26 protein-coding genes are annotated in these 24,249 nt (G+C 69.5%); 2 read left to right on the forward strand and 24 right to left on the reverse strand.

Annotated elements, in window-relative coordinates:
• Nucleotide 1 precedes the first annotated feature (1 nt).
• The 13 genes from EKG36_RS04505 to EKG36_RS04565 all read right to left on the reverse strand — a co-directional run bounded on the left by EKG36_RS04505 (nucleotide 2) and on the right by EKG36_RS04565 (nucleotide 10,285).
• Nucleotides 2-832 carry a TatD family hydrolase gene (locus EKG36_RS04505; protein ID WP_126481459.1) on the reverse strand — a complete coding sequence of 277 codons (831 nt, stop codon included), beginning with the start codon at nucleotides 830-832 and terminating at the stop codon, nucleotides 2-4.
• A gap of 151 nt (nucleotides 833-983) precedes the next feature.
• A complete protein-coding gene (locus EKG36_RS04510) occupies nucleotides 984-1,319 on the reverse strand; it encodes a PilZ domain-containing protein (RefSeq protein WP_126481461.1) in 336 nt (111 codons plus the stop codon).
• 13 nt (nucleotides 1,320-1,332) lie between these two features.
• Complete coding sequence (locus tag EKG36_RS04515; protein WP_126481463.1) at nucleotides 1,333-2,319, reverse strand: DNA polymerase III subunit delta'; 987 nt, start codon at nucleotides 2,317-2,319, stop codon at nucleotides 1,333-1,335.
• Entirely contained in the window at nucleotides 2,316-2,969 is a 654-nt protein-coding gene (gene tmk, locus EKG36_RS04520) for a dTMP kinase (RefSeq protein WP_126481465.1), read from the reverse strand. Before tmk ends, EKG36_RS04515 begins: the two co-directional genes overlap by 4 nt.
• A 28-nt stretch (nucleotides 2,970-2,997) precedes the next feature.
• Nucleotides 2,998-4,002, reverse strand: coding sequence for an endolytic transglycosylase MltG (mltG, locus tag EKG36_RS04525; protein ID WP_126481466.1), 1,005 nt, complete (start codon nucleotides 4,000-4,002; stop codon nucleotides 2,998-3,000).
• Nucleotides 4,003-4,015: 13 nt separating this feature from the next.
• A complete protein-coding gene (gene pabC, locus EKG36_RS04530) occupies nucleotides 4,016-4,831 on the reverse strand; it encodes an aminodeoxychorismate lyase (protein WP_126481468.1) in 816 nt (271 codons plus the stop codon).
• Between the two features lie 20 nt (nucleotides 4,832-4,851).
• Complete coding sequence (fabF, locus tag EKG36_RS04535) at nucleotides 4,852-6,090, reverse strand: beta-ketoacyl-ACP synthase II (RefSeq protein WP_126481471.1); 1,239 nt, start codon at nucleotides 6,088-6,090, stop codon at nucleotides 4,852-4,854.
• A gap of 191 nt (nucleotides 6,091-6,281) precedes the next feature.
• Nucleotides 6,282-6,515 (reverse strand): acyl carrier protein, encoded by a 234-nt coding sequence (gene acpP / locus EKG36_RS04540; RefSeq protein WP_083005609.1) that lies wholly within the window; start codon nucleotides 6,513-6,515, stop codon nucleotides 6,282-6,284.
• 125 nt (nucleotides 6,516-6,640) lie between these two features.
• Nucleotides 6,641-7,384, reverse strand: a complete 744-nt coding sequence (gene fabG, locus EKG36_RS04545) for a 3-oxoacyl-ACP reductase FabG (RefSeq protein WP_126481472.1) — start codon at nucleotides 7,382-7,384, stop codon at nucleotides 6,641-6,643.
• Nucleotides 7,385-7,414: 30 nt separating this feature from the next.
• Nucleotides 7,415-8,386, reverse strand: coding sequence for an ACP S-malonyltransferase (gene fabD, locus EKG36_RS04550; protein WP_126481474.1), 972 nt, complete (start codon nucleotides 8,384-8,386; stop codon nucleotides 7,415-7,417).
• 11 nt (nucleotides 8,387-8,397) lie between these two features.
• The gene (plsX, locus tag EKG36_RS04555) at nucleotides 8,398-9,516 is read right to left on the reverse strand and encodes a phosphate acyltransferase PlsX (protein WP_126481476.1); all 1,119 of its coding nucleotides are present in this window, start codon (nucleotides 9,514-9,516) and stop codon (nucleotides 8,398-8,400) included.
• Nucleotides 9,517-9,555: 39 nt separating this feature from the next.
• Nucleotides 9,556-9,726, reverse strand: coding sequence for a 50S ribosomal protein L32 (gene rpmF / locus EKG36_RS04560; RefSeq protein WP_126481478.1), 171 nt, complete (start codon nucleotides 9,724-9,726; stop codon nucleotides 9,556-9,558).
• A gap of 31 nt (nucleotides 9,727-9,757) precedes the next feature.
• Nucleotides 9,758-10,285, reverse strand: a complete 528-nt coding sequence (locus EKG36_RS04565; protein WP_126481480.1) for a YceD family protein — start codon at nucleotides 10,283-10,285, stop codon at nucleotides 9,758-9,760.
• A gap of 128 nt (nucleotides 10,286-10,413) precedes the next feature.
• Here EKG36_RS04565 and EKG36_RS04570 point away from each other — a divergent pair, with 128 nt between their 5' ends.
• Nucleotides 10,414-11,001, forward strand: coding sequence for a Maf family protein (locus EKG36_RS04570; protein WP_126481482.1), 588 nt, complete (start codon nucleotides 10,414-10,416; stop codon nucleotides 10,999-11,001).
• A gap of 141 nt (nucleotides 11,002-11,142) precedes the next feature.
• Here EKG36_RS04570 and EKG36_RS04575 read toward each other — a convergent pair whose 3' ends face one another.
• From EKG36_RS04575 to EKG36_RS04585, 3 genes are read right to left on the reverse strand one after another with little or no spacing between them, the layout of a single operon-like run.
• Nucleotides 11,143-12,222 carry a S49 family peptidase gene (locus tag EKG36_RS04575; protein WP_126481484.1) on the reverse strand — a complete coding sequence of 360 codons (1,080 nt, stop codon included), beginning with the start codon at nucleotides 12,220-12,222 and terminating at the stop codon, nucleotides 11,143-11,145.
• 25 nt (nucleotides 12,223-12,247) lie between these two features.
• A complete protein-coding gene (locus EKG36_RS04580; RefSeq protein ID WP_126481486.1) occupies nucleotides 12,248-12,898 on the reverse strand; it encodes an HAD family hydrolase in 651 nt (216 codons plus the stop codon).
• A gap of 10 nt (nucleotides 12,899-12,908) precedes the next feature.
• Nucleotides 12,909-13,856: an RluA family pseudouridine synthase gene (locus tag EKG36_RS04585; RefSeq protein ID WP_126481488.1), complete on the reverse strand. Its 948-nt coding sequence runs from the start codon at nucleotides 13,854-13,856 to the stop codon at nucleotides 12,909-12,911.
• A 721-nt stretch (nucleotides 13,857-14,577) separates the two neighbouring features.
• Here EKG36_RS04585 and rne point away from each other — a divergent pair.
• Nucleotides 14,578-17,739, forward strand: a complete 3,162-nt coding sequence (gene rne, locus EKG36_RS04590) for a ribonuclease E (protein WP_126481490.1) — start codon at nucleotides 14,578-14,580, stop codon at nucleotides 17,737-17,739.
• Between the two features lie 92 nt (nucleotides 17,740-17,831).
• Here the strand turns inward: rne and murB are convergent, their stop codons facing one another.
• The 8 genes from murB to EKG36_RS04630 are packed head-to-tail and all read right to left on the reverse strand — an operon-like array spanning nucleotide 17,832 to nucleotide 24,230.
• On the reverse strand, nucleotides 17,832-18,857 hold the full coding sequence (murB, locus tag EKG36_RS04595; protein ID WP_126481492.1) for a UDP-N-acetylmuramate dehydrogenase: 1,026 nt from the start codon (nucleotides 18,855-18,857) through the stop codon (nucleotides 17,832-17,834).
• Nucleotides 18,854-19,330: a low molecular weight protein-tyrosine-phosphatase gene (locus EKG36_RS04600; protein ID WP_126481494.1), complete on the reverse strand. Its 477-nt coding sequence runs from the start codon at nucleotides 19,328-19,330 to the stop codon at nucleotides 18,854-18,856. The genes murB and EKG36_RS04600 overlap by 4 nt, the downstream gene beginning before the upstream one ends.
• Nucleotides 19,330-20,103, reverse strand: a complete 774-nt coding sequence (gene kdsB, locus EKG36_RS04605; RefSeq protein ID WP_126481496.1) for a 3-deoxy-manno-octulosonate cytidylyltransferase — start codon at nucleotides 20,101-20,103, stop codon at nucleotides 19,330-19,332. The genes EKG36_RS04600 and kdsB overlap by 1 nt, the downstream gene beginning before the upstream one ends.
• 9 nt (nucleotides 20,104-20,112) lie before the next feature.
• Complete coding sequence (locus tag EKG36_RS04610) at nucleotides 20,113-20,322, reverse strand: Trm112 family protein (protein WP_126481498.1); 210 nt, start codon at nucleotides 20,320-20,322, stop codon at nucleotides 20,113-20,115.
• Between the two features lie 56 nt (nucleotides 20,323-20,378).
• Complete coding sequence (gene lpxK / locus EKG36_RS04615) at nucleotides 20,379-21,377, reverse strand: tetraacyldisaccharide 4'-kinase (protein ID WP_126481500.1); 999 nt, start codon at nucleotides 21,375-21,377, stop codon at nucleotides 20,379-20,381.
• Nucleotides 21,374-23,116: a lipid A export permease/ATP-binding protein MsbA gene (gene msbA / locus EKG36_RS04620; protein ID WP_126481676.1), complete on the reverse strand. Its 1,743-nt coding sequence runs from the start codon at nucleotides 23,114-23,116 to the stop codon at nucleotides 21,374-21,376. Before msbA ends, lpxK begins: the two co-directional genes overlap by 4 nt.
• Complete coding sequence (locus EKG36_RS04625) at nucleotides 23,116-23,538, reverse strand: ExbD/TolR family protein (RefSeq protein WP_126481502.1); 423 nt, start codon at nucleotides 23,536-23,538, stop codon at nucleotides 23,116-23,118. Before EKG36_RS04625 ends, msbA begins: the two co-directional genes overlap by 1 nt.
• Nucleotides 23,535-24,230, reverse strand: coding sequence for a MotA/TolQ/ExbB proton channel family protein (locus tag EKG36_RS04630; RefSeq protein WP_185827484.1), 696 nt, complete (start codon nucleotides 24,228-24,230; stop codon nucleotides 23,535-23,537). Before EKG36_RS04630 ends, EKG36_RS04625 begins: the two co-directional genes overlap by 4 nt.
• Between the last annotated feature and the right edge of the window lie 19 nt (nucleotides 24,231-24,249).

The following is a 24,249-nucleotide window of genomic DNA, read 5'->3' on the forward strand; positions in this document are numbered from 1 at the left end:
GCTAGCCCACCAGGCCGGCCTTGGCCAGGGTCTCGCGGATCTCGGCCGGCGCCTCCGGGGCGGCGGCCCGGAACAGGTGGTAGAAGTTGGCGGTGGTCTGCATGGCCACCTCCTCGACGCTGATGGCCCGTTCGGCGGCGATGCACTCGGCCACCTCGACCACCCAGGCCGGCTCATTGGGCTTGCCACGGTGCGGCACCGGAGCCAGGTAGGGGCTGTCGGTCTCGATCAGCAGGCGATCCAGCGGCAGGCGCCGGGCCAGTGCACGGATCGCGCTGGCGTTGCGGAAGGTGACGATGCCCGACAGCGAGATGTAGAAGCCGTGGGCGACCGCTTCGCGGGCCATGTCCAGGTCCTCGGTGAAGCAGTGCAGCACCCCTCCCACGCGGGGATCCACATGCTTGCGGATCAGTGCCAGGGTATCCTCCCGAGCCTCCCGGGTATGGATGATCACCGGCAGCTCGAGTTCGGTGGCCGCGATCAGGTGACGGCGGAAGCGCTCGTGCTGGACCTCCCGGGACACGCCCGTGTAGTGGTAGTCGAGGCCGGTCTCACCGATGGCCACCGCCCCGAAGCGCTCGGCGCAGTCCTTGATGGCCGCCACGCTGGGCTCCTCGGGGACCTGATGGAGGGGGTGGACCCCGGCCGAGATCACCACGTCGTCGTGACCTCGGGCCAGGTCGGCGAGCCCCGGCACCTCCTCCAGGGTAACGGCGATAGCCAGGAACTGGCGCACGTCGCGGGCCCGGGCGGCGTCCAGGGCTGCGGCGACATCGCCGCCATGGGTGCGGGGATCGAGGCGATCGAGATGGCAATGGGAATCGATGAACATGCGAATCTTCGGCTGTGGGTTGGATCACGATACAAGAAGACAGAGGGAAGAACGCGGCTACGCCGCTAGTAAGAGGGAAGACAAGCATACAGCCTGTCTCCTTCCCTCTTCCCTCTTCCCTCTTCCCTCTTCCCTCTTCCCTCTTCCCTCTTCAGAGGGTGTAGGTCGCGGTGCCCTTGTCCAGCTGGCCGGCCAGCAGGTTCTCGATATGGTCGCGCACGCCCTGGTCCTCGGCACTGAAATGGATACCGATGCCCGGCACCCGGCGACCCGAGACGCCCTCCGGAGAGACCCACACGACGCGGCCGGTCACCGGGACCCGCTCGGTCTCGTCGGGCAGGGTCAGCAGCAGGAAGACCTCCTGGCCGAGCTCGTAGCGCTCCCGGGTGGGCACGAAGATGCCACCACGCTCCAGTGCCGGCATATAGGCCGAGAGCAGGGTCGGGATATCCTGGATGGTCAGGGACAGGGCTTTCTGTGCGGCCATGTGGCCTCCTTCGTCAAGAACGCAGCAACGCGGACCAGCGGACCAGCCAAGCCTCGAGAACCAGCTGAGGGTTGGGGTTGCCGCCCTCGGCCAGCAGGCGTCGTTGTTCGCGAGCATAGTCCAAGAGCCGGAACCAGTCGCGGACCCGGCCATTCTTGACCGCCTGGCGATACAGCGGCAGCAGGTCGGGATTGCGCAACTCCTCGGCAGCCCCGGACAGGCCCAGGCGAATCAGGTCCTCGAGCCAGGCGATACCGTACCACAGGATCGCATCGATGGACTGGCGATCCAGGCGGGCGGCCTCGGCCACCGGCTCGGCCCCACGGACCAGGGCGTCGAAGGTCTCGTGCAGCTGCTGGCGCAGCCCCCGGGCATCCGGCTCGGCGAGCTCCAGTGCACGCAGCGGCAGACCGCCGGCGGCCTGGAGCCAGAAGCGCGCCTCCTCCTCGCCGCCGAGGCGTTCGGCAAGCCAGTCCAGGCAGTCGGCCTCGGCGGGGGGCGCCAGGCTCCAGTGCTGGCAGCGAGAGCGGATGGTCGGCAGCAGGTGCGAGGGAATATCCGAGAGCAGCAGGAAGAGGGTCCGCCCGCCGGGCTCCTCCAGGCTCTTCAGCAGGGCGTTGGAGGCGGCCACGTTCATGGCCTCCGCAGGGCTGATGACAATCACCCGATAGCCGCCCTGCTGGGCGGTCTGGGCGACGAAGCCGTTGACCTCGCGGATCGGGGCGATGCGGATCTGCCGCTTGCCCTCCTCCGGGGCGACCCGCAGCAGGTCGGGATGGTAGCCGGAGGCCAGCATCTGGCAGGCATGGCAGCGGCCGCAGGCGAACTCGCCGGGCGCGGCACACAGGGTGCGGGCGATCAGTGCCTCGGCCAGCGAGGGCTTGCCGACGCCATGGGGACCCGAGAACAGCAGGGCATGGGGCAGGCGCCCGGCATCGGCCAGGCGCACCAGCTTGCGCCAGCGTGGCGCCAGCCAGGGCAGCGGGCGCGCCTCGCTCATCGCCAGCTCTCCAGGCAGTTATCGAGTAGCCGTGACAGCTCGGCCTGCACCTGCCCCAGGGGGCGGTCGGCATCGACCACGGCGATGCGATGGGGATCCTCGGCGGCCCGCGCCAGGTAGGCCCGGCGCACGGCTTGGAAGAACTCGCCCCGTTCGCGCTCGAAACGATCCCGGGCGCCGCCGTCGCGGCCGAGACGGCCCTCCAGGCGCCGCTGGGCGGCCTCCATGGGCATGTCCAGCAACAGCGTCAGGTCCGGCTGGAGTCCCTGCTGGACGAAGGACTCGAGTTCGGCGATGCGCCTGGCCGGGATGCCCCGGCCACCTCCCTGGTAGGCGAAGGTGGCATCGGTGAAACGGTCGCAGACCACCCAGGCGCCGCGGGCCAGCGCCGGGCACACTACCCGGGCCAGGTGCTGGGCCCGGGCGGCGAATACCAGCAGCAGCTCGGCGTCAACGTCCAGCGGCTCGTCATCGGCGGGGTCGAGCAGCAGCTGGCGGATGGCCTCGGCCCGGGGCGTGCCGCCCGGCTCCCGAGTGCGTACTACCTCGAGGCCGCGATCCATCAGATGGTCGGCGACCCAGGCCAGGTTGGTGGACTTGCCCACCCCTTCGCCCCCTTCCAGGGTGATGAAACGTCCGCGGCTCGACATGCTGGCTTCCCGATGCTGGATGAATGTCTTAACGATTTCGAATGTAGCGATTGACGGCGTTGTTGTGCTCGCGCAGCGAGCGGGAGAAGTGGTGGGAGCCGTCGCCCCGGGCCACGAAGTAGAGCGCCTTGCCCTCGGCCGGCGACACGGCCGCCTCCAGGGCGGCCCGCCCCGGCAGGGCGATGGGCGTGGGGGGCAGGCCGTCGATCACGTAGGTGTTGTAGGGCGTGGCCGCCCGCAGGTCGGCGCGAGTGATATTGCCGTCGTAGTCGTCCCCCATGCCGTAGATCACGGTGGGATCGGTCTGCAGCCGCATGCCTCGCTCGAGACGCCGCACGAAGACTCCGGCGATGCGCCGGCGCTCCTCGGGCACCCCGGTCTCGCGCTCCACCAGGGATGCCAGGATCAACGCCTCATAGGGGGTCTCGATGGGCAACCCCTCGTCGCGCCCGGCCCAGGCCTCCTCGAGCATGGCGTCCATGCGCCTCATCGCCTGGTCCAGGATCTCGAGGTCACTGACGCCCTTGCGGTAACGATAGGTATCCGGGAAGAAGCGCCCCTCGGGGTGCTTGCCCTCGCGGCCCAGCATCGCCATCACCTCGGCGTCGCTCAGCCCGCGGGTGCGGTGCTCGAGCTTCACCGCCTCGTCGAGTGCCGCGCGCATCTGAGCGAAGGTCCAGCCCTCGGGCACCGTCAACGGGTAAGTGACCACCTCGTGGCGGTCCAGCAGCCCGAGCATCTCCCGGCCGGTCATCCCCGGGGTCAGGCGGTACTCCCCCGGATGCAGGTCGGGCACCGCCCCGGGCTCGAGCCGGATCAGCAGGCGATAGGCCCAGTCGTCGGCGATGATGCCTTGCGCAGCGAGATCGGCGATCACCCGGTGGAAGCCCGCCCCGGCCGGCACCTCGTAGAGGGTCGGCGAGGCGATGTCCAGCGGAGCCTCGAGCCGGGTCTCCCAGTAGCGGTATCCCCCGCCCAGGGCCAGTGCCAGCAGGATCACCAGCAGCGGCAGGAGCTTGATCACACGGGGCATGCGTTGTCCTCGTTCACTCGGTTGAATCGCCCGCATGGCGCGGGTAGCCCAGCAGCCCGTGGGCCTCGGCCTGGAAGGCCCGGTGGCGGACGCCCGGCGACCAGCGGGCCAGCGGGCGCCCCTCGGCATCCTCGAGGCGGGTCAGCGGCCAGACCCCCTGTACGGAGTTGCCCAGGCACACGGCCTCGCTGCTCGCCAGCACCTCGGGGGAAGCGTCCACCTCGCGGATGTCCAGGCGGGTCAGCAGCGCCTCGCGCAGGGTCCCGGCCACCCCGCAGCGGTGCAGGCGGGGGGTTTCCCAGCGCCCCTCGCGCCACCAGAAGAGGTTCATGCAGGTGGCCTCCACCAGTCTTCCCTCGGCATCGCAGAGCAGCCCCTCGGCGATCCGGGGATCGGACCACTCGGCCCGGGCCAGCACGTTTTCCAGGCGATTGAGATGCTTCAGGCCCGCGAGGCGCGGCTGGATCGCCAGGGAGAGATGGCAGTGGCGGATCGCCACGCCCCGCCAGCGGGACAACGAGGGCGAGAAGGGTGCAGCCTGCCAGCGCAGACGGGGCGTCGGCGCCTCGGGGGGCAGGTAGCCCCGCCCGCCGCTGCCGCGGGTCAATACCAGCTTGAGCACGGCAAGGCCCTCGCCGGCGCGGGCCGGCAGGGCCTCGAGGGTCGCCCGGGCCGGCAAGGGAATGCCCAGCGCCTCGCCGCCCCGCGCCAGCCGGGCAAGGTGCTGCTCCCACAGCAGCGGCACGCCGTCGCGCACCAGCACGGTCTCGAAGAGGCCGTCACCGTAGGCCAGTCCCCGGTCGTCGAGGGGGACGCCCTCGCCGGGCACGGGCTGTGCCGGCGTCCCGCTCACACCCTGGAGAAGACCAGGGTGCCGTTGGTGCCACCGAAGCCGAAGGAGTTCGACAGGCTGACGTCGATCTTCATCTCCCGGGCGGTGTGGGGCACGTAGTCCAGCACGCAGCCTTCCTGGGGGTTGTCGAGGTTGATGGTCGGCGGCGCCACCTGGTCACGGATGGCCAGCACGCTGAAGACCGCCTCGACGGCCCCGGCCGCCCCCAGCAGGTGGCCGATCATCGACTTGGTGGAACTCACCGCCACGTCCCGGGCAGCGTCGCCCAGGACCCGCTCGACCGCGCGGCTCTCGGCGAGGTCGCCGGCCGGCGTGGAAGTGCCGTGGGCATTGATGTAGTCCACGGCCGACGGATCGAGACCGGCATCGCGGATGGCATTGCTCATGGACATGGCGGCGCCCCGGCCGTCTTCCGGCGGTGCGGTCATGTGGTAGGCGTCGTCACTCATGCCGAAGCCGGTGAGCTCGGCGTAGATGGTCGCGCCCCGCGCCCGGGCGTGCTCGAGTTCCTCCAGGACCATCACGCCGGCCCCGTCGGAGAGCACGAAGCCGTCGCGGTCACGGTCCCAGGGACGGCTGGCCGCCGCGGGATCGTCGTTGCGCGTGGACAGCGCCCGCGCCGCGGAGAAGCCGCCCAGACCCAGCGGGGTGGTGGCCATCTCGGCGCCACCGCAGACCATGACGTCGGCGTCACCGTAGGCGATGGTCCGGGCGCTGTAGCCGATATTGTGGGTGCCCGTGGTGCAGGCCGTGGTGATGGCGATGTTGGGCCCGCAAAAGCCATGCTGGATGGCCAGGTTGCCCGAGATCATGTTGATGATCGAGCCCGGCACGAAGAACGGCGAGATGCGCCGCGCGCCGCCCTTCTGCAGGGCATTGTGGTTGTGCTCGATCATCGGCAGGCCACCGATGCCGGAACCGATGGCCACGCCGATGCGATGGGCGTTGTCCTGGGTGCACTCGATGCCGGCATCGCTGATGGCCTGGGCACCGGCCGCTACCCCGTATTGGATGAACAGGTCCATCTTCCTGGCATCCTTGGGGTTCAGGTAGGGGCTGATGTCGAAATCCTTCACCGAGCCACCGAAACGGGTATTGAAGCCACTGGCATCGAAGTGCTCGATGGGGGCGATACCGCTCTTGCCGGCCAGAATGTTGCCCCAGCACTCATCGACGGTGTTCCCCACTGGCGTGACCAGGCCCAGCCCGGTCACTACAACCCTTCTACGAGCCATCAGCTTTCCTCCAGACATCCGTAGTGACACGACCCTCTCAGGGCCTTCGTTGCGCGCATTATACCCGAGTCTACCCTCGCTGTGACCGACGAAGGACAGCCCCATAGCACGAGAGCCGCCCTGCGCGGCAGGACGGCTCTCACCGGGGCTCGCTGCCCCGGATACACCTCAGCAAGCGGTGTCAGGCACCCTTACTGGTGGGTGTTGACGTAGTCGATGGCTTCCTGAACGGTGGTGATCTTCTCGGCTTCCTCGTCGGGAATTTCGGTGTCGAATTCCTCCTCGAGCGCCATCACCAGCTCGACGGTATCCAGGGAATCGGCGCCGAGGTCTTCGGTGAATGAAGAAGAGTTCTGGATGTCTTCTTCCTTGACGTTCAGGCGCTCGGCCACAACCTTCTTCACGCGCTCTTCGATGGTGCTCATTATGACGTACTCCAGTCGTTCACGTTAGCCGTTCTGATGACCAGCCGTTTCAAATCCGCAAGCCATAAGCTGCGGGGTAGTTTATAGACCGCTCAGGGTCGACGCAACCGCCGCATGACGCGGCATTACCGCATGTTCATGCCGCCATTGACGTGCAGTGTTTCGCCGGTGATATAGCCGGCTGCCTCGCTCGTCAGGAAGCCCACGGCAGCGGCGATCTCCTCGGGCTGACCAAGCCGCGACAGCGGGATCTGGCCGAGCAGGGCCTGGCGCTGATCCTCCGGCAGGGACTCGGTCATGTCGGTGGCGATGAACCCCGGCGCCACCGCATTGACGGTGATGGCGCGGGACGCCACCTCGCGGGCCAGCGCCCGAGTGAAGCCTTCCATGCCGGCCTTGGCCGCCGCGTAGTTGGTCTGGCCCAGGTTACCCATGGTCGCCACCACCGAGCTGATCGACACGACCCGGCCGAAACGGGCCCTGGTCATGCCCCGCAGGCAGGCCTTGCTGACCCGGTAGACCGATTTCAGGTTGGCGTCCATGACCGCATCCCACTCGTCTTCCTTCATGCGCATGAGCAGGTTGTCGCGGGTGATACCGGCATTGTTGACCACGATGGTCGGCGCACCGAACTCCTCGCCGATGGCCTTGACCAGCGCGTCCACGCTGGCCTGGTCGGTGACGTCCAGGCGGCGCCCCGCTCCCTCGATTCCCTGGGCCTTGAGGTCGGCATCGATGCGCTCGGCGCCGGCATCGCTGGTGGCCGTGCCGATCACGATGCGCCCCTGGCGCCCCAGCTCATGGGCGATGGCGCGGCCGATGCCGCGACTGGCCCCGGTGATCAGGGCGACTCTACGCTCGGTTGTCATGATCTCTTCCGTTCTCGTCCAGGAGATGGGTCAGCCGTTGGCCGACGGTGACTGGCCGGCCGCTTCACGGGCCAGCTCCAGAGCCGCCGAGAGGCTGTCGGGGTCGTTGACCGCCAGCCCCCGGCTGCCCCGGGCAATACGCTTGTTGAGCCCGGTGAGCACCTTGCCCGGCCCACACTCGATGAATACCTCGGCCCCCTGGGCAGACATCGCCTCGATGCACGAGGTCCAGCGCACCGGCTGGTAGAGCTGCTCGATCAGGCGCGTGCGCAGCGTCTCGACGTCGGCATGAGCCTCGGCGTCGACATTCTGAAACACGGTGTAGCGTGGCGCGCGCAGCTCGATACGGTCCATGGCCTCGGCCAGGCGTTCGGCCGCCGGGCGCATCAGATCGCAATGGGATGGCACCGACACCGGCAGCGGCATGGCGCGCTTGGCCCCGGCCTCCTGGCAGGCGCCGATGGCGCGCTCCACGGCAGCCTTGCTGCCGGCGATGACCACCTGCCCGGGGGCATTGTAGTTGACCGCGGCCACCACGTCGCCTTGGGCGGCCTGGGCGCAGGCCTGCTCCACGGCGGCATCGTCGAGGCCGAGGATGGCGGCCATGGCGCCCTCGCCCATGGGCACGGCCGCCTGCATCGCCTCGCCGCGCAGCTTGACCAGCCGTACCCCGTCGGCGAAGGTCAAGGCACCAGCACAGACCATGGCGCTATATTCGCCCAGACTGTGCCCGGCCATGGCCCCGGGGCGCGGCCCCTCGAGCTCCTGCCAGACGCGCCATATCGCCACGCTGGCCGTCAGCAACGCCGGCTGGGTACAGGCCGTGGCATTGAGCGACTCGGCGGGACCTTCCTGGACCACCTGCCAGAGGTCATAGCCCAGCGCATCGGCGGCCTCCTCGAAGGTCGCGCCCACCACGCTGTAGCGTTCCGCCAGCTCGCGCAGCATGCCGACCTGCTGGGAGCCCTGCCCGGGGAAGATGAGGGCAAGGGGTTGTGTCATGTCGATCACCTTTACTCTTGTTGGCTTGCATCGTCCCCGGCCACGTCCGTGACGCTCGGGGCAATGATCCTGGATCCGCTGTCGACTCGGTCATCGACGACGGCCGAGTCGACGGCGGACCGCCGGTGGTCGAGCTCCATGGCGAGCCGGTCCGGCAGGCCATGGCGTACCTCCTGCACCGCTCGCGCCACCGCAAAGTGGAACCCTGCCGCATCGGCACTGCCGTGGCTCTTGACGACGATACCCGCCAGCCCCAGCAGGCTGGCGCCGTTATAGCGCACCGGGTCCAGCTCCCGGCGCAGGCGCGCCAGGGCGGGCCTGGCCAGCAGGCCGACCAGCCGGCTGGACCAGTGGGCCTCGAAGGTCGCCTGCACCCGACGCACCAGCATCCGCGCCAGCCCCTCGCTGGCCTTGAGCACGGCGTTGCCGACGAAGCCGTCGCAGACCACGACGTCGACCTCGCCGGAGAAGATACCGTCACCCTCGATGAAGCCGACGTAATGCATGCCGGGGAGCCGCCGCAGCACCTCGTCCGCGCGCTGCACGCTGGCGGTCCCCTTGGTGCCCTCCACCCCGACGTTGAGCAGGGCAACCCGCGGTCGGGCGAGGCCGTCGACATGACGCGCCATGACCTCGCCCATCAGGGCGAAGTCGACCAGACGGGCCGCTTCGACGTCGACGTTGGCGCCGAGGTCGAGCAGATAGCAACGCCCCTCCTCGCGGGTCGGGATGGCCGTGCTGATCGCCGGACGCGGCACGCCGCCGACCGTCCCCAGCGCGCGCCGGGCCAGGGCCATGAGGGCACCGGTATTGCCGGCGCTGACCCCGGCCTCGGCCCCGCCTGCGGCGAGGCAGTCGAGCATGGCAGCCATGCTGGTGTCTCGGCCATGGCGCAGGGCCTGGGCGGGACGCTGGTCCTCGCGCACCACGGCTGGGGCATCCTCGATCCACAGATGCGACGACGCCGCGGCCAGTGGCCGCGGCAGCCGGGAGATCTCCTCGTCCAGCTGGCGGGCAGGGCCGAACAGCCGGATCTCGAGATCGGGGTCGGCCATGACGGCACTGGCAGCACCTACCACGGTGGCGCGGGGACCCAGATCCCCGCCCATGGCATCCACGGCTATCCGCATATCAGCGGCAGGCGTCACGGCAAAGGGGGCGCCGTCGCCTCAGGCGTCGACGACCTTGCGACCGCGATAGAAGCCGTCCGGAGAGACATGGTGACGCAGGTGAGTGGTGCCAGTCTCCTTGTCCTGGGACAGCGCCGGGCCGGTCAGGGCGTCGTGGCTGCGACGCATGCCACGCTTGGAACGGGTCTTGCGGTTCTGTTGAACTGCCATGAGAAATCACTCCAGAGTGAATCGATGAGTATCAGGTTTTGCCCTTGAGGTGCTTGAGCACATCGAAGGGACTCTTGGAGGGCGCGTCCGACGCGTCGGAGCCCGCCCCACTGCTCAGCTGGTCGCGCGAGACCGCGCAATCGGCCTCGTCGTGGTAAACCACCTGGGGCAGGCTGAGGATGAGCTCATCCTCCACCACTCCCAGCAGGTTCAGCTGGTCGTGTTCCACCAGCACCGGCTCGTGGGTGCTCGGCAGATCGGCCGCCAAGGCATCGCTGGTGACCATGCCCAACAGGAAGTCGCTGGCGACATCCTGAGCCATGGGCGAGAGGCAGCGGCGACAGGGCAGCTGCAGCTCGGCCTCGAGATGACCGCTGATCACTCGACGCCCCTGGGCATCGATGGTGAAGTCCAGCCATACCCGGGCATCACCCTGCTGCGCCCCGACCTCCTCGGCGAGCCGCGGCAGGTCGGCCAGCGCAACCAGGCCTTCGAGATGTTCGGCATGCGCGGCGAGCTTGTAAGGCTCGACCCTGCCAGGGAGTCGTGAGGTCAACATAGGCGCGCAATGATAGGCACTCCCCCTGCCCCTGTCAAAGCCACCTTGATTCGAGGTTACAATGCCCGCGGGGCGCAGGGTTGCGCCCTCGCCACAGCAGCGTTCGACCATCCCCAGGAGGACCTCCCATGCCACGCCTGGTGCTCGCTTCGAGCTCCCGCTTCCGCCGCCAGCTGCTCGACCGGCTGGCGATTCCCTATGCCTGGGACAGCCCCGACATCGACGAGACGTCGCGCCCCGGGGAATCCCCCCAGGCCCTGGTGCATCGCCTGTCCCTGGCCAAGGCCGAGCGACTGGCCGACAGCTGGCCGGACCACCTGATCATCGGCTCCGACCAGGTGGCGGTCTTCGACGGCGAGACGCTCGGCAAGCCCGCCGACGAGGCCGCCGCCCGCACCCAGCTGGCCCGCTTCTCGGGGCGCCGGGTCAGCTTCTTGACCGGGCTGGCGCTGATCGACACGCGTCACGCCAGCCACCGGGTCTGCCACGAGCGCTACGACGTGGTCTTCCGTCGCCTCGGCGACGACGAGATCGCCCGCTACGTGGCCCGGGAGCGCCCCCTGGACGCCGCCGGCAGCTTCCATATGGAAGGGCTCGGCATCAGCCTGTTCGAGCGACTCGAGGGGGACGACCCCAACACCCTGGTCGGCCTGCCGCTGATCCGGCTCTGTGCGCTGCTGCGCGAGGCCGGGCTCGACCCTCTGGGCGAGCGGTAAGCTGGAAGCTGGAAGCTGGAAGCTGGAAGCTGGAAGCTGGAAGCTGGAAGCTGGAAGGCAGCATGCCACATCCAGAACCGGGCCAAGGGAGTTCTTCCAGCTTCGAGCTTGCGTCCGCGAAGCGGACGATCTTCAAGCCCCCTAGGGGGCGAGCTGATAACGCAGCGGCGAATCGGCCCGTGGCACCCCGACCCACTCGGCGACGACGCGCCCGAAACGCCGTGACAGCCGCTCGAGGGGGTCGAGCCGCGGAGTGTAGTCCTTGACCCGCGGCGTCCCCAGGCGGGCCCGGGCGATGCCGTCGAGGCTATCGAGGTCATCCACCAGCCCCAGCGTGCGAGCCTGCTCGCCGGTCCAGATCAGGCCGCTGAATAGCCGCTCGTCATCGGCCAGCCGCTGCCCCCGGCCAGCCTTGACGTCCTCGATGAACTGCCGATGGGTGGTGGCGAGCACCTCCTGCCAGAATGCCCGCTGGTCGGCCGAGATGTCCGAGAAGGGATCGAGGAAGGCCTTGTTGTCGCCGGCCGTGAAGACCCGTCGCTCCACGCCGAGCCGGTCGATGGCCTCCCCGAAGCCGAAGCCGGCGTGGATCACCCCAATGGAACCGACCAGGCTGGCCGGGGCGGCGATGATCTCGTCCGCCGCGGCGGCGATATAGTAGGCGCCACTGGCGCCGATATCCTCGATCACCGCAATGATCGGTTTGTCGCCCGAGGCGCGAAGACGCATCAGCTCGTCATAGATGCGCTGGGACTGGACCGGACTGCCGCCGGGACTGTCGATGTGCAGTACCACGGCCTCGGCCCCGGGAGCCTTCCAGGCCCGCTCGACCCCGTCGAGGATCCGCTCGGCGCTGGCCGGAGACTCGCGGTCGATGACACCCTCCACGCGCACCACCCCCAGGTGCGGGCCCTCCGCCCCCACCGGCCCCGGCACCAGGAAGAGCCCATAGAAGGTAGTGGCCAGCGAGGACAGGATCAGCAGGGCGAAGAAGAAGCGAAAGAACAGCTTCCAGCGCCGCGAACGCCGCTGCTCGGTGAGCACCCCCTCGATCCAGCGATCGAGCATCGCCTGCTGGGCGAGGCGTCGGCGCTCGCGCAGTGTCTCGGCATCCTCCGCCGCCTCGCCCGGCGCCGGCTGAGCATCCCCGGCCTGGCGAGCCTGCTCGGCGGTGAGCTCGGGCCCCTGAGTCCACTTGTCGTCACGTCGGTCGTCGGCCATGAAATGCTTGCCTCCCTGCCGCCGTTCAGGCGTGCAGCCAGTCGATGAGTTCGGGAAAGGCCTCGGCGGTGAACACCGGCCGGCTCGCCGCCAGGCGCTGCGGCGCGTGAACGCCATAGGTCACGGCCACACGATCCATGCCCAGGGCCCGGGCCATCTCCAGGTCATATTCGGTGTCGCCGATCATTACCGCCTCCTCCACCGCCACGCCGAGCTCCTCCAGCAGCTCTTCCAGCATCCGGGGATGAGGCTTGGAGCGGGTCTCGTCGGCGGTGCGGCTGGCATGGAACCAGTGGCCGCAATCGCTCTCACGGAAGATCCGGTCCAGCCCGCGGCGGCTCTTGCCGGTCGCCACCGCCAGGCGGGACGCGTCATGGGCACGCAGCCGGGCCAGTCCCTCGGCGACCCCGGGATAGAAAGGTGTCGGGGTGACATCGCCCTCGACGAAGTGGTAGGCATAACGCCGCCGCAAGGCCTCGGCACGCTCGGGGTCGATGCCCGGGCAGAGCCGCTCGATGGCCTCCGGGAGGCCCAGGCCGATGATGTCTCGCACGCTGTCCTCGCCGAACTCCCCCCAGCCGATATCACGGCCCGCGGCCTGCATGCAGGTGACGATGCGAGCCACCGAATCCATCAGGGTGCCGTCCCAGTCGAAGATCATCAGTCGATAGCGCATGGGCACTCCCTCAGCGAGTCTGGCGGGCGCGAGCGAGCACCGCATCGAGTTCCTCACCCAGGGGGGCGCGAATCTTCACGGGCTTGCCGCTGGTGGGTTCGGGAAAGGTCAGCGCGGCGGCATGCAGGAAGAGCCGCGACAGCCCCAGCCGGGCGGCGAGACGCCCACCTTCCCGGCTGCCGTACTTGTCGTCGCCGAGCAGGGGGTGGCCGGCATGGGCGGCATGCACCCGGATCTGGTGGGTACGGCCGGTGATCGGCTCCGCCTCGACCAAGGTCGCGCCGGCGAAGGCCTCGCGCACGGCGAAGCGGGTACGGGCCACCTTGCCGGCCGGCTCCACCCGCACCCGCCGCTCACCGTTGCCGGCGTCGAAGCGATCCAGCCGCGCGCTGACGAAGTCACGCCGCGCCGGCCAGCGCCCGGCCACCAGCGCCAGGTACTGCTTGGTCATCTCGTGCCCCTTGAGCGCAGTGTTCAGGGTCAGCAGAGCGGGGCGCGACTTCGCCAGCAACAGGCAGCCCGAGGTATCGCGATCGAGTCGATGGACCAGCTCGAGAAAGTCCAGGTCCTCGCGAACCTGGCGCAGGGCCTCGATCAGGCCGATCTTGACCCCGCTGCCGCCGTGCACGGCGAGCCCCGATGGCTTGTTGATCACCAGCCAGTCACGGCCTTCCAGCAGCACGCTGCCGGCCAGCAGGTTGCGCAAATTGTCGCTGACTTCGCGCACCGCTTCCCGAGGGGCCAGCTTGAGCGGCGGAATGCGCACCACGTCGCCCAGCGCGAGGCGGGTGTCAGCCTTGACGCGCTTCTTGTTCACGCGCACTTCGCCCTTGCGCACGACACGATAGATCAGCGCCCGGGGCGCTCCCTTCATGCGCGTTATCAGGAAGTTGTCGACCCGCTGACCTACTTGGCCCTCGGTCACTTCCACCCACTGTACTTCGCGGCCCTCGGCCATGCCGACACTCCACTGGCAACCTGCGTAAAAGCCGCATTCTATCGCAGTACACGCCATCCTGCCGCCCAATTGCTGGCTACCCCCTTTACTGTTATATTGCCAGCTCGCTCCAGTGGGCCGACTCTGGCCCGTTCGAGCGCCTGCACGACAGACACGCAGGCCGGGGCGAAAAGATCAGGCCGCGACGACACTCAACGACTCGAGGTCCCGCCGCCGACAAGCAAGCGATACAACGCCACGCCCGCCCCGCCCCGATGAACGGGCGGCGTCACGGGATACGTACAACATCGTGCCGGAGGCCGGCGTTGGCGAATCGATGACTGCCAGGTGTTGGCGGTGACCGCAGGGCCGGATGGGCGAAGACCCGCCGAGACACGTCCTGCCTCCGCCCCGTACTCAACATGATCACGCCGTGCCGGGCGGCCTCCTCCGGAGCCTCGACACGGCCGGGCGCAGATACGCATCCGCGACATGCGCTGAGCACAAGCACGCAGCACCCAGCGGTTCGCCTTCGCCGATGCACGGAAGCCTCTCGGGCTTGACCGATTGCCGTGAGAGGCCTGGATTTCGAGACAAGTTTGGTGGTCCCCGAGACGAATAGCACGCTATCGAATAATCGGGATCGCACGACATTGGCCGGAAACCGGGCCTCGCCACCGGTCGGTATCAGGTGAGAGAGGCTCCCTGGGCGCCCACCGGCGCGTCCATTTTGCGAGACGACATGAAACGGATGCTCATCAACGCGACCCAGCCCGAAGAGCTGCGCGTCGCCCTGGTCGATGGACAACGCCTCTACGACCTGGACATCGAATCCGGTGCCCGGGAGCAGAAGAAAGCCAACATCTATCGCGGCAAGATCACCCGCGTGGAGCCCTCCCTCGAAGCCGCCTTCGTCGATTTCGGCGCCGAGCGCCACGGCTTCCTCCCCCTCAAGGAAATCTCACGCGAGTACTTCGTCAAGGAGCCCTCGGGCCGCCCCAGCATCAAGGAAGTGCTCAAGGAAGGCCAGGAAGTCATCGTCCAGGTCGACAAGGAGGAGCGTGGCAACAAGGGGGCGGCCCTGACCACCTTCATCAGCCTGGCCGGCCGCTTCCTGGTGCTGATGCCGAACAACGCCCGGGCCGGCGGCATCTCCCGGCGCATCGAGGGCGAGGAGCGCAGCCAGCTCAAGGAAGCCATGAGCCAGCTGACCGTGCCCGACAAGATGGGCCTGATCGTGCGCACCGCCGGCATCGGCCGTTCCACCGAGGAGCTGCAGTGGGACCTCGACTACCTGGTGCAGGTGTGGGAGTCGGTCACCGAGGAGGCCGGCAAGCGCCCCGCCCCCTTCCTGATCTATCGGGAATCCAACGTCATCATCCGCGCCATGCGCGACTACCTGCGCCAGGACATCGGCGAGGTGCTGATCGACAGCGAGCAGGTGCACCAGGAAGCCCTGGCCTTCATCCGCCAGGTGATGCCCTCCTACCAGCAGAAGATCAAGCGCTACGCCGACGAGGTGCCGCTGTTCTCGCGTTTCCAGATCGAGTCCCAGATCGAGACCGCCTACGAGCGCGAGGTCAAGCTGCCCTCTGGCGGCTCCATCGTCATCGACCACACCGAGGCACTGGTCTCCATCGACATCAACTCCGCCCGGGCGACCCGCGGCAGTGATATCGAGGAGACGGCCCTGCAGACCAACAGCGAGGCCGCCGACGAGATCGCTCGCCAGCTGCGCCTGCGCGACATCGGCGGCCTGGTGGTCATCGACTTCATCGACATGAGCCCGGCGCGCAACCAGCGCGAGGTCGAGAACCGCATGCGCGACGCCCTCAAGCTCGACCGCGCCCGGGTGCAGATCGGCCGCATCTCGCGCTTCGGCCTGATGGAGATGTCCCGCCAGCGCCTGCGCCCGTCGCTCGGCGAGACCAGCGGCGTGGTCTGCCCCCGCTGCGACGGCCAGGGTACCATCCGCGACGTGCGCTCCCTCTCGCTGTCGGTCATGCGCCTCATCGAGGAGGAGGCCATGAAGGAGCGCAGCGCCCAGATCCGCGCCATCCTGCCGGTGCCGGTGGCCACCTACCTGCTCAACGAGAAGCGCGCCGTGCTGGCCGAGATCGAACGCCGCCAGGGCGTGCGCGTGGTGCTGCTTCCCAACCCGGACATGGACACCCCCCATTTCGACGTGCAGCGCCTGCGTGACGACCATGTCGACGAGGAAGGCACGACAGGTGCGTCCAGCTTCGAACTGCCCACCGAGACCGAGATCGGCAAGGAGCCCGAGGCGGCCTTCGGCAAGCCGGTCAAGCGGGACGAGGCGGCGGTCAAGACCGTGGTTCACCACGAACCGGCACCCGCCTCGCTGCAGCAGGAGCCCCCCGCCAAGGGGGCCGACGAGAAACCGGCCGCGGCCGCCAGGCCAGCCCCGGCGCCCCAACCTGCCCCGGCCAGCCGGGAAGGGGTACTGGGCCGTCTGGTGAAGGGCTTCACCCGCCTGCTCGGCGGCGAGGAGCCCAGTGGGTCGGCGGCGGCCCAGCCGGCCACGCCGCGCCAGGGCGAGGAGCGCAAGGCCCGGGATTCCCGCCCCGCCGGCGGCGCCCGGGAGCGTGACGACAAGGCCCCCGGCGGCAATGGCCGCCAGCGGCAGCGCCGTGGCCAGCGCCCCGAGCGCGGCGAAGGTGGCCGCGACGACAGCCGGTCGCCCAAGGGGCGTCAGGTCGCCGAGGAAAAGCCGGAGCAGGCGGAGAGCCAGGGCCGCGGCAACCGCGGCGGTCGCGGTCGTCGTCAGGATGACAGCCGCAAGCCCCAGGACGCCCGCAAGTCCCAGGAGGCCCGCAAGGGCCAGGATGGCCGGGGCAAGCCCCAGGAGGCCCGCAAGCCCCAGGACACCGCCGGGGAACGCGCCAAGGCCGACACCGCGGCCACTTCGGCCCCCCAGAAGGCCGAGGCACCGACAGAAGCCGCCAGCGCCGATGCCAAGCCCAGGCGCACGCGCAACAACCCGCGTCGGCGGAGCCGCCAGCATGCGCTGAACCCCCAGGCCGAAGCCGAGCAACAGCGCCTGCAGGCCGAGGCTGACCAGGCCGCCACCGGCGAGGCCGAGGCCCCGGCGAAGACCGGGCAGCAGGCCGAGCCCAAGGCAGAAGCCAAGCCCGAGCCCAAGGCAGAAGCCAAGCCCGAGCCCAAGGCAGAAGCCAAGCCCGAGCCCAAGGCGGAAGCCAAGCCGGACGCCAAGGTCGAGGCAAAGCCGGAAGCCAAGCCCGAGGCCAAGCCGGACGCCAAGGTCGAGGCCAAGGCCGAGGCCAAGCCGGAAGCCAAGGTCGAGGCCAAGCCGGAGCCCAAGGCCGAGGCAAAGCCGGAACAGCCCAAGCCGGAGCCCAAGGCCGAGGCCAAGCCGGAGGCCAAGGTAGAGGCCAAGCCGGAACAGCCCAAGGCCAAGCCTGAGCCCAAGCCGGAGGCCAAGCCGGAGGCGAAGGTAGAGGCCAAGCCGGAACAGCCCAAGGCCAAGCCTGAGCCAGAAGCCAAGGTAGAGGCCAAGCCTGAGCCCAAGGCAGAAGCCAAGGTCGAGGCAAAGCCGGAACAGCCCAAGCCGGAGCCCAAGGCCGAGGCCAAGCCGGAACAGCCCAAGCCGGAGCCCAAGGCCGAGGCCAAGCCGGAACAGCCCAAGCCGGAGCCCAAGGCCGAGGCCAAGCCGGAACAGCCCAAGGCCAAGCCTGAGCCAGAAGCCAAGGTAGAGGCCAAGCCTGAGCCCAAGGCAGAAGCCAAGGCCGAGTCGCAAGAGGCAGCGGCCAAGAGCGAGGAAAAGCCGGCCGAGCGTCGCCGTCGCCGCCGTGCCCATAATGACCCGCGGGAGATCCGCCGGCGCGAGCAGGAGGCGAAACGCCAGGAGGGCAACAAGGGCTGATCGCGGCCCTGTCCGGCGATGACAAGCGCCCGTGGCCAAGGCCACGGGCGTTTGTCGTTACAGGGAGCGCTGTCGCGTCGAGCCGCGCCTGGCTAGCCGGCGCGAGCCTCGGCCAGGCGCGGCTCGCGCTCGAGCGCGATGCCGAAGCGCGCCCGCACCTCCGCGGCCACGGCGTCGGCGAAGCGCAGCAGTTCCTCGGCACTCCCCCCGCCGTGATGGACCAGGACCAGCGCCTGACGATCGTGGACCCCGAAGTGCCCGCGGCGCCAGCCCTTGAGCCCGCAGCGGTCGATCAGCCAGCCGGCGGCGAGCTTGACCCGGCCTCTCGGCTGGGGAAAGTGCGGCAGGTCGGGGTGGGCCTGCAGCAGGCGCTCGGCCTCGGCCGACGACACCACTGGGTTCTTGAAGAAGCTGCCGGCGTTGCCCAGCGAGGCGGGGTCGGGCAGCTTGTCGCGGCGCACGGCGCAGACCGCCTCGGCCACCTCGAGGGGCGTCGGCGCGGCCCCGACCCGACTCGCCAGATCGCCGTATGCCAGGCGGGGGGCCGCCCGGTGCGAGAGGCGCATGATCAGCCGGGTGATCACCACCCGCCCCGCCAGGGCCTGCTTGAAGACGCTGTCACGATAACCGAAGGCACAGTCCTCGGGGCCCAGGACGGCCTCGCGGCCATCGTCCAGGTGCACCAGGTGCACGGCCTCGAGCACGTCGCACAGCTCCACGCCATAGGCGCCGATGTTCTGGATCGGCGCTGCGCCGCAATGCCCGGGAATCAGCGCCAGGTTCTCGAGGCCCCAGAGGCCGCGCCTGGCCAGGGCCATGACCAGCTCGTGCCAGACCACGCCGGCCCCGGCATGCACCCTGCCCCCCCCGGCGCCGTCATCCTCGAGCCACCAGTCGGCCATGGCGGGGCGCAGCACCAGGCCTGGGAGGCGCTCGGGGAGGATCAGGTTGCTGCCGCCGCCGAGCAGCAGGGTTGGCCAGTCCCGGGCCTTGGCCAGGTCCAGCGCCTCCCGCAGCTGGGGCAGGGTCCGCGGCGCCGCGACGCGCTCGGCGATACAGGGCAACCCCAGGGTGTTGGCCCCGGCGAGATCGACCTCGCGCTGCAGCGCGAGGCTCAAGAGTCCGCCTCCAGGCGCCGGCGCACCGCCTCCACCAGGCCCAGGGACGCCGCCTCCACCAGGTCGAGCACCTCCTCGAAGCCCTGGTCGCCACCATAGTAGGGGTCGGGGACCGCCCGGCCCAGCAGGCCGGCGAAGTCCAGGAAGAGGCCGATATGGGCGCCACAATCCGCCGGCCGCCGGGCCCGGAGTTCACCAAGGTTGTCCTGGTCCATGGCCAGCAGGTAGTCGAAGCGGGCAAAGTCGGCCGCCTCCAGCTGGCGGGCTCGCTGGGTGGAGAGGTCGAGGCCGCGCTCGGCGGCCGCCAGCTGGGCGCGGGAGTCCGGCGCCTTGCCTACGTGCCAGGGACCGATGCCGCAGGAGTCGACCTCGACGCGCGCGGAGAGGCCCGCCTCGGCGAGGTGGCGACGGAACATGCCCTCGGCGGTGGGCGACCGGCAGATGTTGCCGAGGCAGACGAAAAGCACGCGCATCACCGACCTCCCCCGGCGGCCCGGACCGCCTCGCGGACCCGCTCCAGGTCCTCCTTGGTATCGACGCCCGCCGGATGCGGCTGGCTCGCCAGGGCGACCTGGATGGCATGGCCATGGTGCAGGGCGCGCAGCTGCTCGAGCTGCTCGAGCTGCTCCAGGGGCGACGGCGACCAGTCCCGATACTCGGCGAGAAAGCCCGCGCGATAGGCATAGAGGCCGATATGGCGCAGCCAGGCATCGGTCTCGAGCAGCTCGGGCCGGGCGGCGAAGGCATCACGGTCCCAGGGGATGGGTGCCCGGGAGAAGTAGAGTGCGCGTCCCGACAAGGCGCGGACCACCTTCACCGCATTGGGGTTGAAAAGCGTCTCGACATCGCTGATGGGCTCGGCCAGGGTGGCGATCGAGGCGCCGGGATCCTCGAACAGCCGACTCGCCACCTGGTCGATCAAGGCCGGCGGCAGCAGAGGCTCATCACCCTGCACGTTGACCAGTACCGCCTCGTCCGCCAGCCCCAGCCGCTCGGCCACCTCGGCCAGGCGATCGGTCCCCGACGGATGGTCGTCGCGGGTCATCACCACCTCGGCACCAACCTCGACCACCGCCTCACGGATGCGCTCGTCGTCGGTGGCCACCACCACCCGAGCGGCAGCACTGGCCTGGGCCTGGCGCCAGACATGGGCGACCATCGGCTCCCCGGCGATCTCGAGCAGCGGCTTGCCGGGCAGGCGCGTGGAGGCGAAGCGCGCCGGGATCACGACGATGAAATCCTGCATGAGTCCTCCTCAGGCCTCGCCGTCGCGGCCGGCCGACGGCGGCAGTTTCTCGTCCACGTCCAGCGCCCGGGCCTCTTCCGGCAGCATGACCGGGATACCGTCACGCACCGGGTAGGCCAGACCGTCGAAGCGACAGATCAGCTCCTGGGCCTCGCGATTGTATTTCAGCTTGCCCTTGCACAACGGGCAGACCAGCATCGCCAGCAGTTCCTTGTCCATGTGTCACGCCTCCGTGATCAGAGTCGGCGCCGCCGGTACGACGTGCGCCCGAATGTTCATAGCGCCGCCAGGCGCATGTCGAGCCAGTCGACGAAGCCCGGCTCGGGGGCTGCCTCGACCTCGAGGACCCAGATTCCGGGACCGGCCAGGTCGCGGCACTTGACCGCGTCCTTGGCCGTCATCACCACCGGCAGGTCATCGCCGAATGCCAGGTCAGCGGCCGTGAAGCGATGGTGGTCGCCGAAGGGATGGGGATGCACCTCGAGCCCCAACTCGCGCAGGGTGGCGAAGAAGCGCGCCGGACGGCCGATACCGGCCACGGCATGCACCTCGCCGTCAAACGGCGGCGGCGAAACCGGGCGCCGCGCGCCGCCGGCCAGCGGCCGCCAGGCGGTCGGCTCCAGGGTCATGGCATGCCCGGCAGTGGGCAGCGGGCGACGCAGTTCGCCGTTGATCACCACCGCATCCACCGAGGCGAGGCGCCCCGCCGGCTCGCGGAGCGGCCCGGCCGGCAGGCAGCGGCCGTTGCCCAGCCCCCAATGGCCATCCACCACCAGGATCTCCAGGTCGCGCCCCAGACCGATATGCTGCAGGCCATCGTCACTGAGCAGCATATCGCAGCCCTTCTCCAGCAACCGCCGCGCCCCCCGGGGACGATCCGGGTCCACCACAACCGGCACGCCGGTCTGGTCGGCCAGCATGCGCGGCTCGTCGCCACTGGCCGCGGCCGGGGTCTCGTCGGTCAGGCACAGCGGGTAGTGCGCCGAGCGACCGCCATAGCCCCGCGACAGGATGCCGGGCGACCAGCCCCGCTCCTGCAGGTGGCGGGCCAGCCAGGCCACCAGCGGCGACTTGCCGGTGCCGCCGAGGGTGATGTTGCCGACCACCACCACCGGCACCGGGGCCCGCCAGACGTCGCGGCGGCCCTCGGCGTAGGCCCGGGCCCGACGGGCCACGGCGAGGCGATAGAGCGCCTCCAGCGGCCGCAGGGTCCGTAGCCAGGGCGCACCGGCATAGGCTGCCCGGAGCCAGCGCTCGCCGATTCCCACGCTCATGCCGGCTGGGGATCCTGGAACTGCAGGCGGTGCAGGGCCGCATAGGCGCCGTCACGGGCCAGCAGCTCGGCATGGGGGCCCTGCTCGACGATCTCGCCCTGCTCCATCACCAGGATGCGGTCGGCGCGCTCGATGGTGGAGAGCCGGTGCGCGATGACGAAGGTGGTGCGGTCCCGGCAGACTTGCTCGAGGGCCGCCTGGATATGCCGCTCGGACTCGGTATCCAGGGCCGAGGTGGCCTCGTCGAGGACCAGCAGCGGCGCGTCCTTGAAAATCGCCCGGGCGATGGCCAGTCGCTGCCGCTGGCCGCCGGAGAGCATCACGCCGTTCTCGCCCACCACGGTGTCGTAGCCATTGGGCAGCCGTTCGATGAACTCGTGGGCGTGGGCGGCCCGTGCCGCGGCCTCGATGGCTCCCGGCGAGGCGTCGTCCACTCCATAGGCGATGTTGGCGGCGATGCTGGCATTGAACAGGGTCACCTGCTGGGACACCAGGGCGATCTGCCGGCGCAGCGGCAGCAGGCGATAGTCCTCGAGGGACACGCCATCGATCAGGATACGGCCGGCGGTCGGCCGGTAGAACCGCGGCAGCAGGCCCATCAGGGTCGACTTGCCGCTGCCGGAGCGGCCGACGATGGCGACCATCTCGCCGGGTGCCACCTCGAGGTCGATGCCCTTGAGCACTTCCGGCTGGTCCTCGCCGTAGGCGAAGCGCACACCCTCGAAGCGCACCCGTCCCTCGAGGCGCCCCGGTTCCACGGTGCCCCGATCCTCCTCCGGCGGCTGCTCCAGCAGACCGAAGAGTTCGCCGGCGGCGGCGATGCCCTTCTGGATGGTGGCGTTGATCTCGGTGAGCTGGCGGACCGGCTTGGCCATCAGCGATGCCGCAGTGATGAAGGCGACGAACTCCCCGGGAGTCATGTCCGCCATCAGTGCGGGCGACATGGCCAGCCACACCAGCACCGCCAGCGACAACGCCACCAGCAGCTGGATCACCGGCGTGCTGGTGGCCTTGGTCAGGGCCTCTTTCATGCTCTGGCGACGATTGATCTCGCTGGCCCGGGCGAAGCGGGCCTTCTCGAAGGCCTCGGCGCCGTGGGTACGCACCACCCGGTAGCCGGACAGCGCCTCGGAGGCCACATGGGTCACCTCGCCCATGGAGCGCTGGATGCGCCGGGAGATCCGCCGGAAACGCTTGCTGGCATAGCTGACCACCCCCCCGATCAGCGGGGTGACCGCCAGGAACAGCAGCGTCAGCATCCAGTTGGTCCACAGCAGGTAGGCGACCAGGCCGATCACGAAGAGCCCCTCGCGCAGGAGGATGGTGATGGCCTTGGTCGCCGCGCCGGTGACCTGCTCGACGTGATAGGTGACCCGGGAAATCAGGTGTCCCGACGAATGTGCGTCGAAGAAGCGCCCCGGCAGGTGCAGCATGTGGTTGAAGACATCGCAGCGCAGGGCGTGGACCAGGTTGCGGGCCACGTTGCTCATGAAGTAGGTACCGAGGAAGGTGCCCAGGCCCCGGGCGGCGAACATGCCGACCACGAACAGCGGCAGCATCATCCGGAAGCTGGCGTCGGGGTTCTGGATGCCGTCAATCAGGCGCTTCATCATCTCGGCCAGAGCCGTGCTCGAGGCGGCATAGATGACGTAGCCGAGGATGGCCAGGGCGAACGCCTTCCAGTGGGGCCTGACGTAGCCCAGCAGGCGCTTGTAGAGGGTCCAGCCGGAGTGTTCGATCACGGTGTCTCCGCTTCAGTGGGTGTCGCCTCGGCGGTGGCAATGCGGACCTGTCGAATGCCCAGGGCACCGGCTCGGTCGAGGACGTGCACCACCGCGGCATGGGCGGCACGGCCATCGGCTTCCACCACCAAGCCCTGCTCCCGGGCGCGCTCGGCCTCGCCGGCCAGCACCTGAGCCAGCTCGTCAGGCGCCAGGTCCCGCTCGCCCAGCCGGTAGTCGCCGCTGGCGGTGACCACCACGGTGACCGGCGAGACCTCCGCGGCCACCCCGGTCTCGCTCTTGGGCAACTCGAGCTCCAGGGCCTGGCGGGTCTCGAAGGTGGTCGAGACCATGAAGAAGATCAGCAGCAGGAAGACCACGTCGATCAACGGGGTGAGGTTCACCTCCACCGGCTCGCGTCGCGTGCGAGGGACCCTCATGAGGGCTTCACCCGCGGCGCACGGCGTCCGTCGGCTTCCTGCCGCTCGTCCTCCTGGGGCTCGTGGCGCTCCGCCAGGGTCAGGTCCCCCGGGTAATGCGCCAGGAACTCCACCACCTGCCCGGCCTGCTCCTCGATCCGCACGGTGATATCCTCCACACGGCGCTGGAAATAGCGATGGAACATCAAGGCGGGAATCGCCACGGTCAGGCCGGCGGCGGTGGTCACCAGGGCCTGGGAGATGCCGCCGGCCAGGTCGGCGGTCCGCTCGACGCCGTCGCTGGCGACGATCACCGCGAACACCTCGATCATGCCCACCACCGTGCCCAGCAGGCCGATCAGGGGGGTGATCGAGGCGATGGTGCCGAGCGGGCTCAGGAAGCGCTCCATGTCGTGCACCACCGCAGTGGCCGACTCCTGGAAGCGCGCCCTCACCTGCTCGTGTCCCAAGCGGGCATTGCGCAGGCCGGCCGCCAGCACGCCGCCGAGGGGCGAATGGCTCTCCAGCCAGTAGAGGTTCACCTGCCCCCGGTCGACCAGCGCGCAGACCTCCTGGCCGAGCCCCTGTGGAGCGATGCGCGCGGCCCTCAGGGTCCACAGTCGCTCGATGACGATCACCATCGCCACGACCGAACACCCCAGCAACGGCACCATCAGCCAGCCCCCGGCGATCAGGGCCTCCATCATGTTCATATGGCGGTCACCTCCCTCG

It is taken from the genome of Halomonas nitroreducens (assembly GCF_003966155.1).
Classification (GTDB): domain Bacteria; phylum Pseudomonadota; class Gammaproteobacteria; order Pseudomonadales; family Halomonadaceae; genus Halomonas; species Halomonas nitroreducens.

What these genes read in the sequence shown, in the direction of transcription:
- EKG36_RS04505 (WP_126481459.1), bottom strand. Translation starts at nt 832, where the DNA reads ATGTTCATCGATTCCCATTGCCATCTCGATCGCCTCGATCCCCGCACC.
- EKG36_RS04510 (WP_126481461.1), bottom strand. Translation starts at nt 1,319, where the DNA reads ATGGCCGCACAGAAAGCCCTGTCCCTGACCATCCAGGATATCCCGACC.
- EKG36_RS04515 (WP_126481463.1), bottom strand. Translation starts at nt 2,319, where the DNA reads ATGAGCGAGGCGCGCCCGCTGCCCTGGCTGGCGCCACGCTGGCGCAAG.
- tmk (WP_126481465.1), bottom strand. Translation starts at nt 2,969, where the DNA reads ATGTCGAGCCGCGGACGTTTCATCACCCTGGAAGGGGGCGAAGGGGTG.
- mltG (WP_126481466.1), bottom strand. Translation starts at nt 4,002, where the DNA reads ATGCCCCGTGTGATCAAGCTCCTGCCGCTGCTGGTGATCCTGCTGGCA.
- fabF (WP_126481471.1), bottom strand. Translation starts at nt 6,090, where the DNA reads ATGGCTCGTAGAAGGGTTGTAGTGACCGGGCTGGGCCTGGTCACGCCA.
- acpP (WP_083005609.1), bottom strand. Translation starts at nt 6,515, where the DNA reads ATGAGCACCATCGAAGAGCGCGTGAAGAAGGTTGTGGCCGAGCGCCTG.
- fabG (WP_126481472.1), bottom strand. Translation starts at nt 7,384, where the DNA reads ATGACAACCGAGCGTAGAGTCGCCCTGATCACCGGGGCCAGTCGCGGC.
- fabD (WP_126481474.1), bottom strand. Translation starts at nt 8,386, where the DNA reads ATGACACAACCCCTTGCCCTCATCTTCCCCGGGCAGGGCTCCCAGCAG.
- plsX (WP_126481476.1), bottom strand. Translation starts at nt 9,516, where the DNA reads ATGCGGATAGCCGTGGATGCCATGGGCGGGGATCTGGGTCCCCGCGCC.
- rpmF (WP_126481478.1), bottom strand. Translation starts at nt 9,726, where the DNA reads ATGGCAGTTCAACAGAACCGCAAGACCCGTTCCAAGCGTGGCATGCGT.
- EKG36_RS04565 (WP_126481480.1), bottom strand. Translation starts at nt 10,285, where the DNA reads ATGTTGACCTCACGACTCCCTGGCAGGGTCGAGCCTTACAAGCTCGCC.
- EKG36_RS04570 (WP_126481482.1), top strand. Translation starts at nt 10,414, where the DNA reads ATGCCACGCCTGGTGCTCGCTTCGAGCTCCCGCTTCCGCCGCCAGCTG.
- EKG36_RS04575 (WP_126481484.1), bottom strand. Translation starts at nt 12,222, where the DNA reads ATGGCCGACGACCGACGTGACGACAAGTGGACTCAGGGGCCCGAGCTC.
- EKG36_RS04580 (WP_126481486.1), bottom strand. Translation starts at nt 12,898, where the DNA reads ATGCGCTATCGACTGATGATCTTCGACTGGGACGGCACCCTGATGGAT.
- EKG36_RS04585 (WP_126481488.1), bottom strand. Translation starts at nt 13,856, where the DNA reads ATGGCCGAGGGCCGCGAAGTACAGTGGGTGGAAGTGACCGAGGGCCAA.
- rne (WP_126481490.1), top strand. Translation starts at nt 14,578, where the DNA reads ATGAAACGGATGCTCATCAACGCGACCCAGCCCGAAGAGCTGCGCGTC.
- EKG36_RS04600 (WP_126481494.1), bottom strand. Translation starts at nt 19,330, where the DNA reads ATGCGCGTGCTTTTCGTCTGCCTCGGCAACATCTGCCGGTCGCCCACC.
- kdsB (WP_126481496.1), bottom strand. Translation starts at nt 20,103, where the DNA reads ATGCAGGATTTCATCGTCGTGATCCCGGCGCGCTTCGCCTCCACGCGC.
- EKG36_RS04610 (WP_126481498.1), bottom strand. Translation starts at nt 20,322, where the DNA reads ATGGACAAGGAACTGCTGGCGATGCTGGTCTGCCCGTTGTGCAAGGGC.
- lpxK (WP_126481500.1), bottom strand. Translation starts at nt 21,377, where the DNA reads ATGAGCGTGGGAATCGGCGAGCGCTGGCTCCGGGCAGCCTATGCCGGT.
- EKG36_RS04625 (WP_126481502.1), bottom strand. Translation starts at nt 23,538, where the DNA reads ATGAGGGTCCCTCGCACGCGACGCGAGCCGGTGGAGGTGAACCTCACC.
- EKG36_RS04630 (WP_185827484.1), bottom strand. Translation starts at nt 24,230, where the DNA reads ATGAACATGATGGAGGCCCTGATCGCCGGGGGCTGGCTGATGGTGCCG.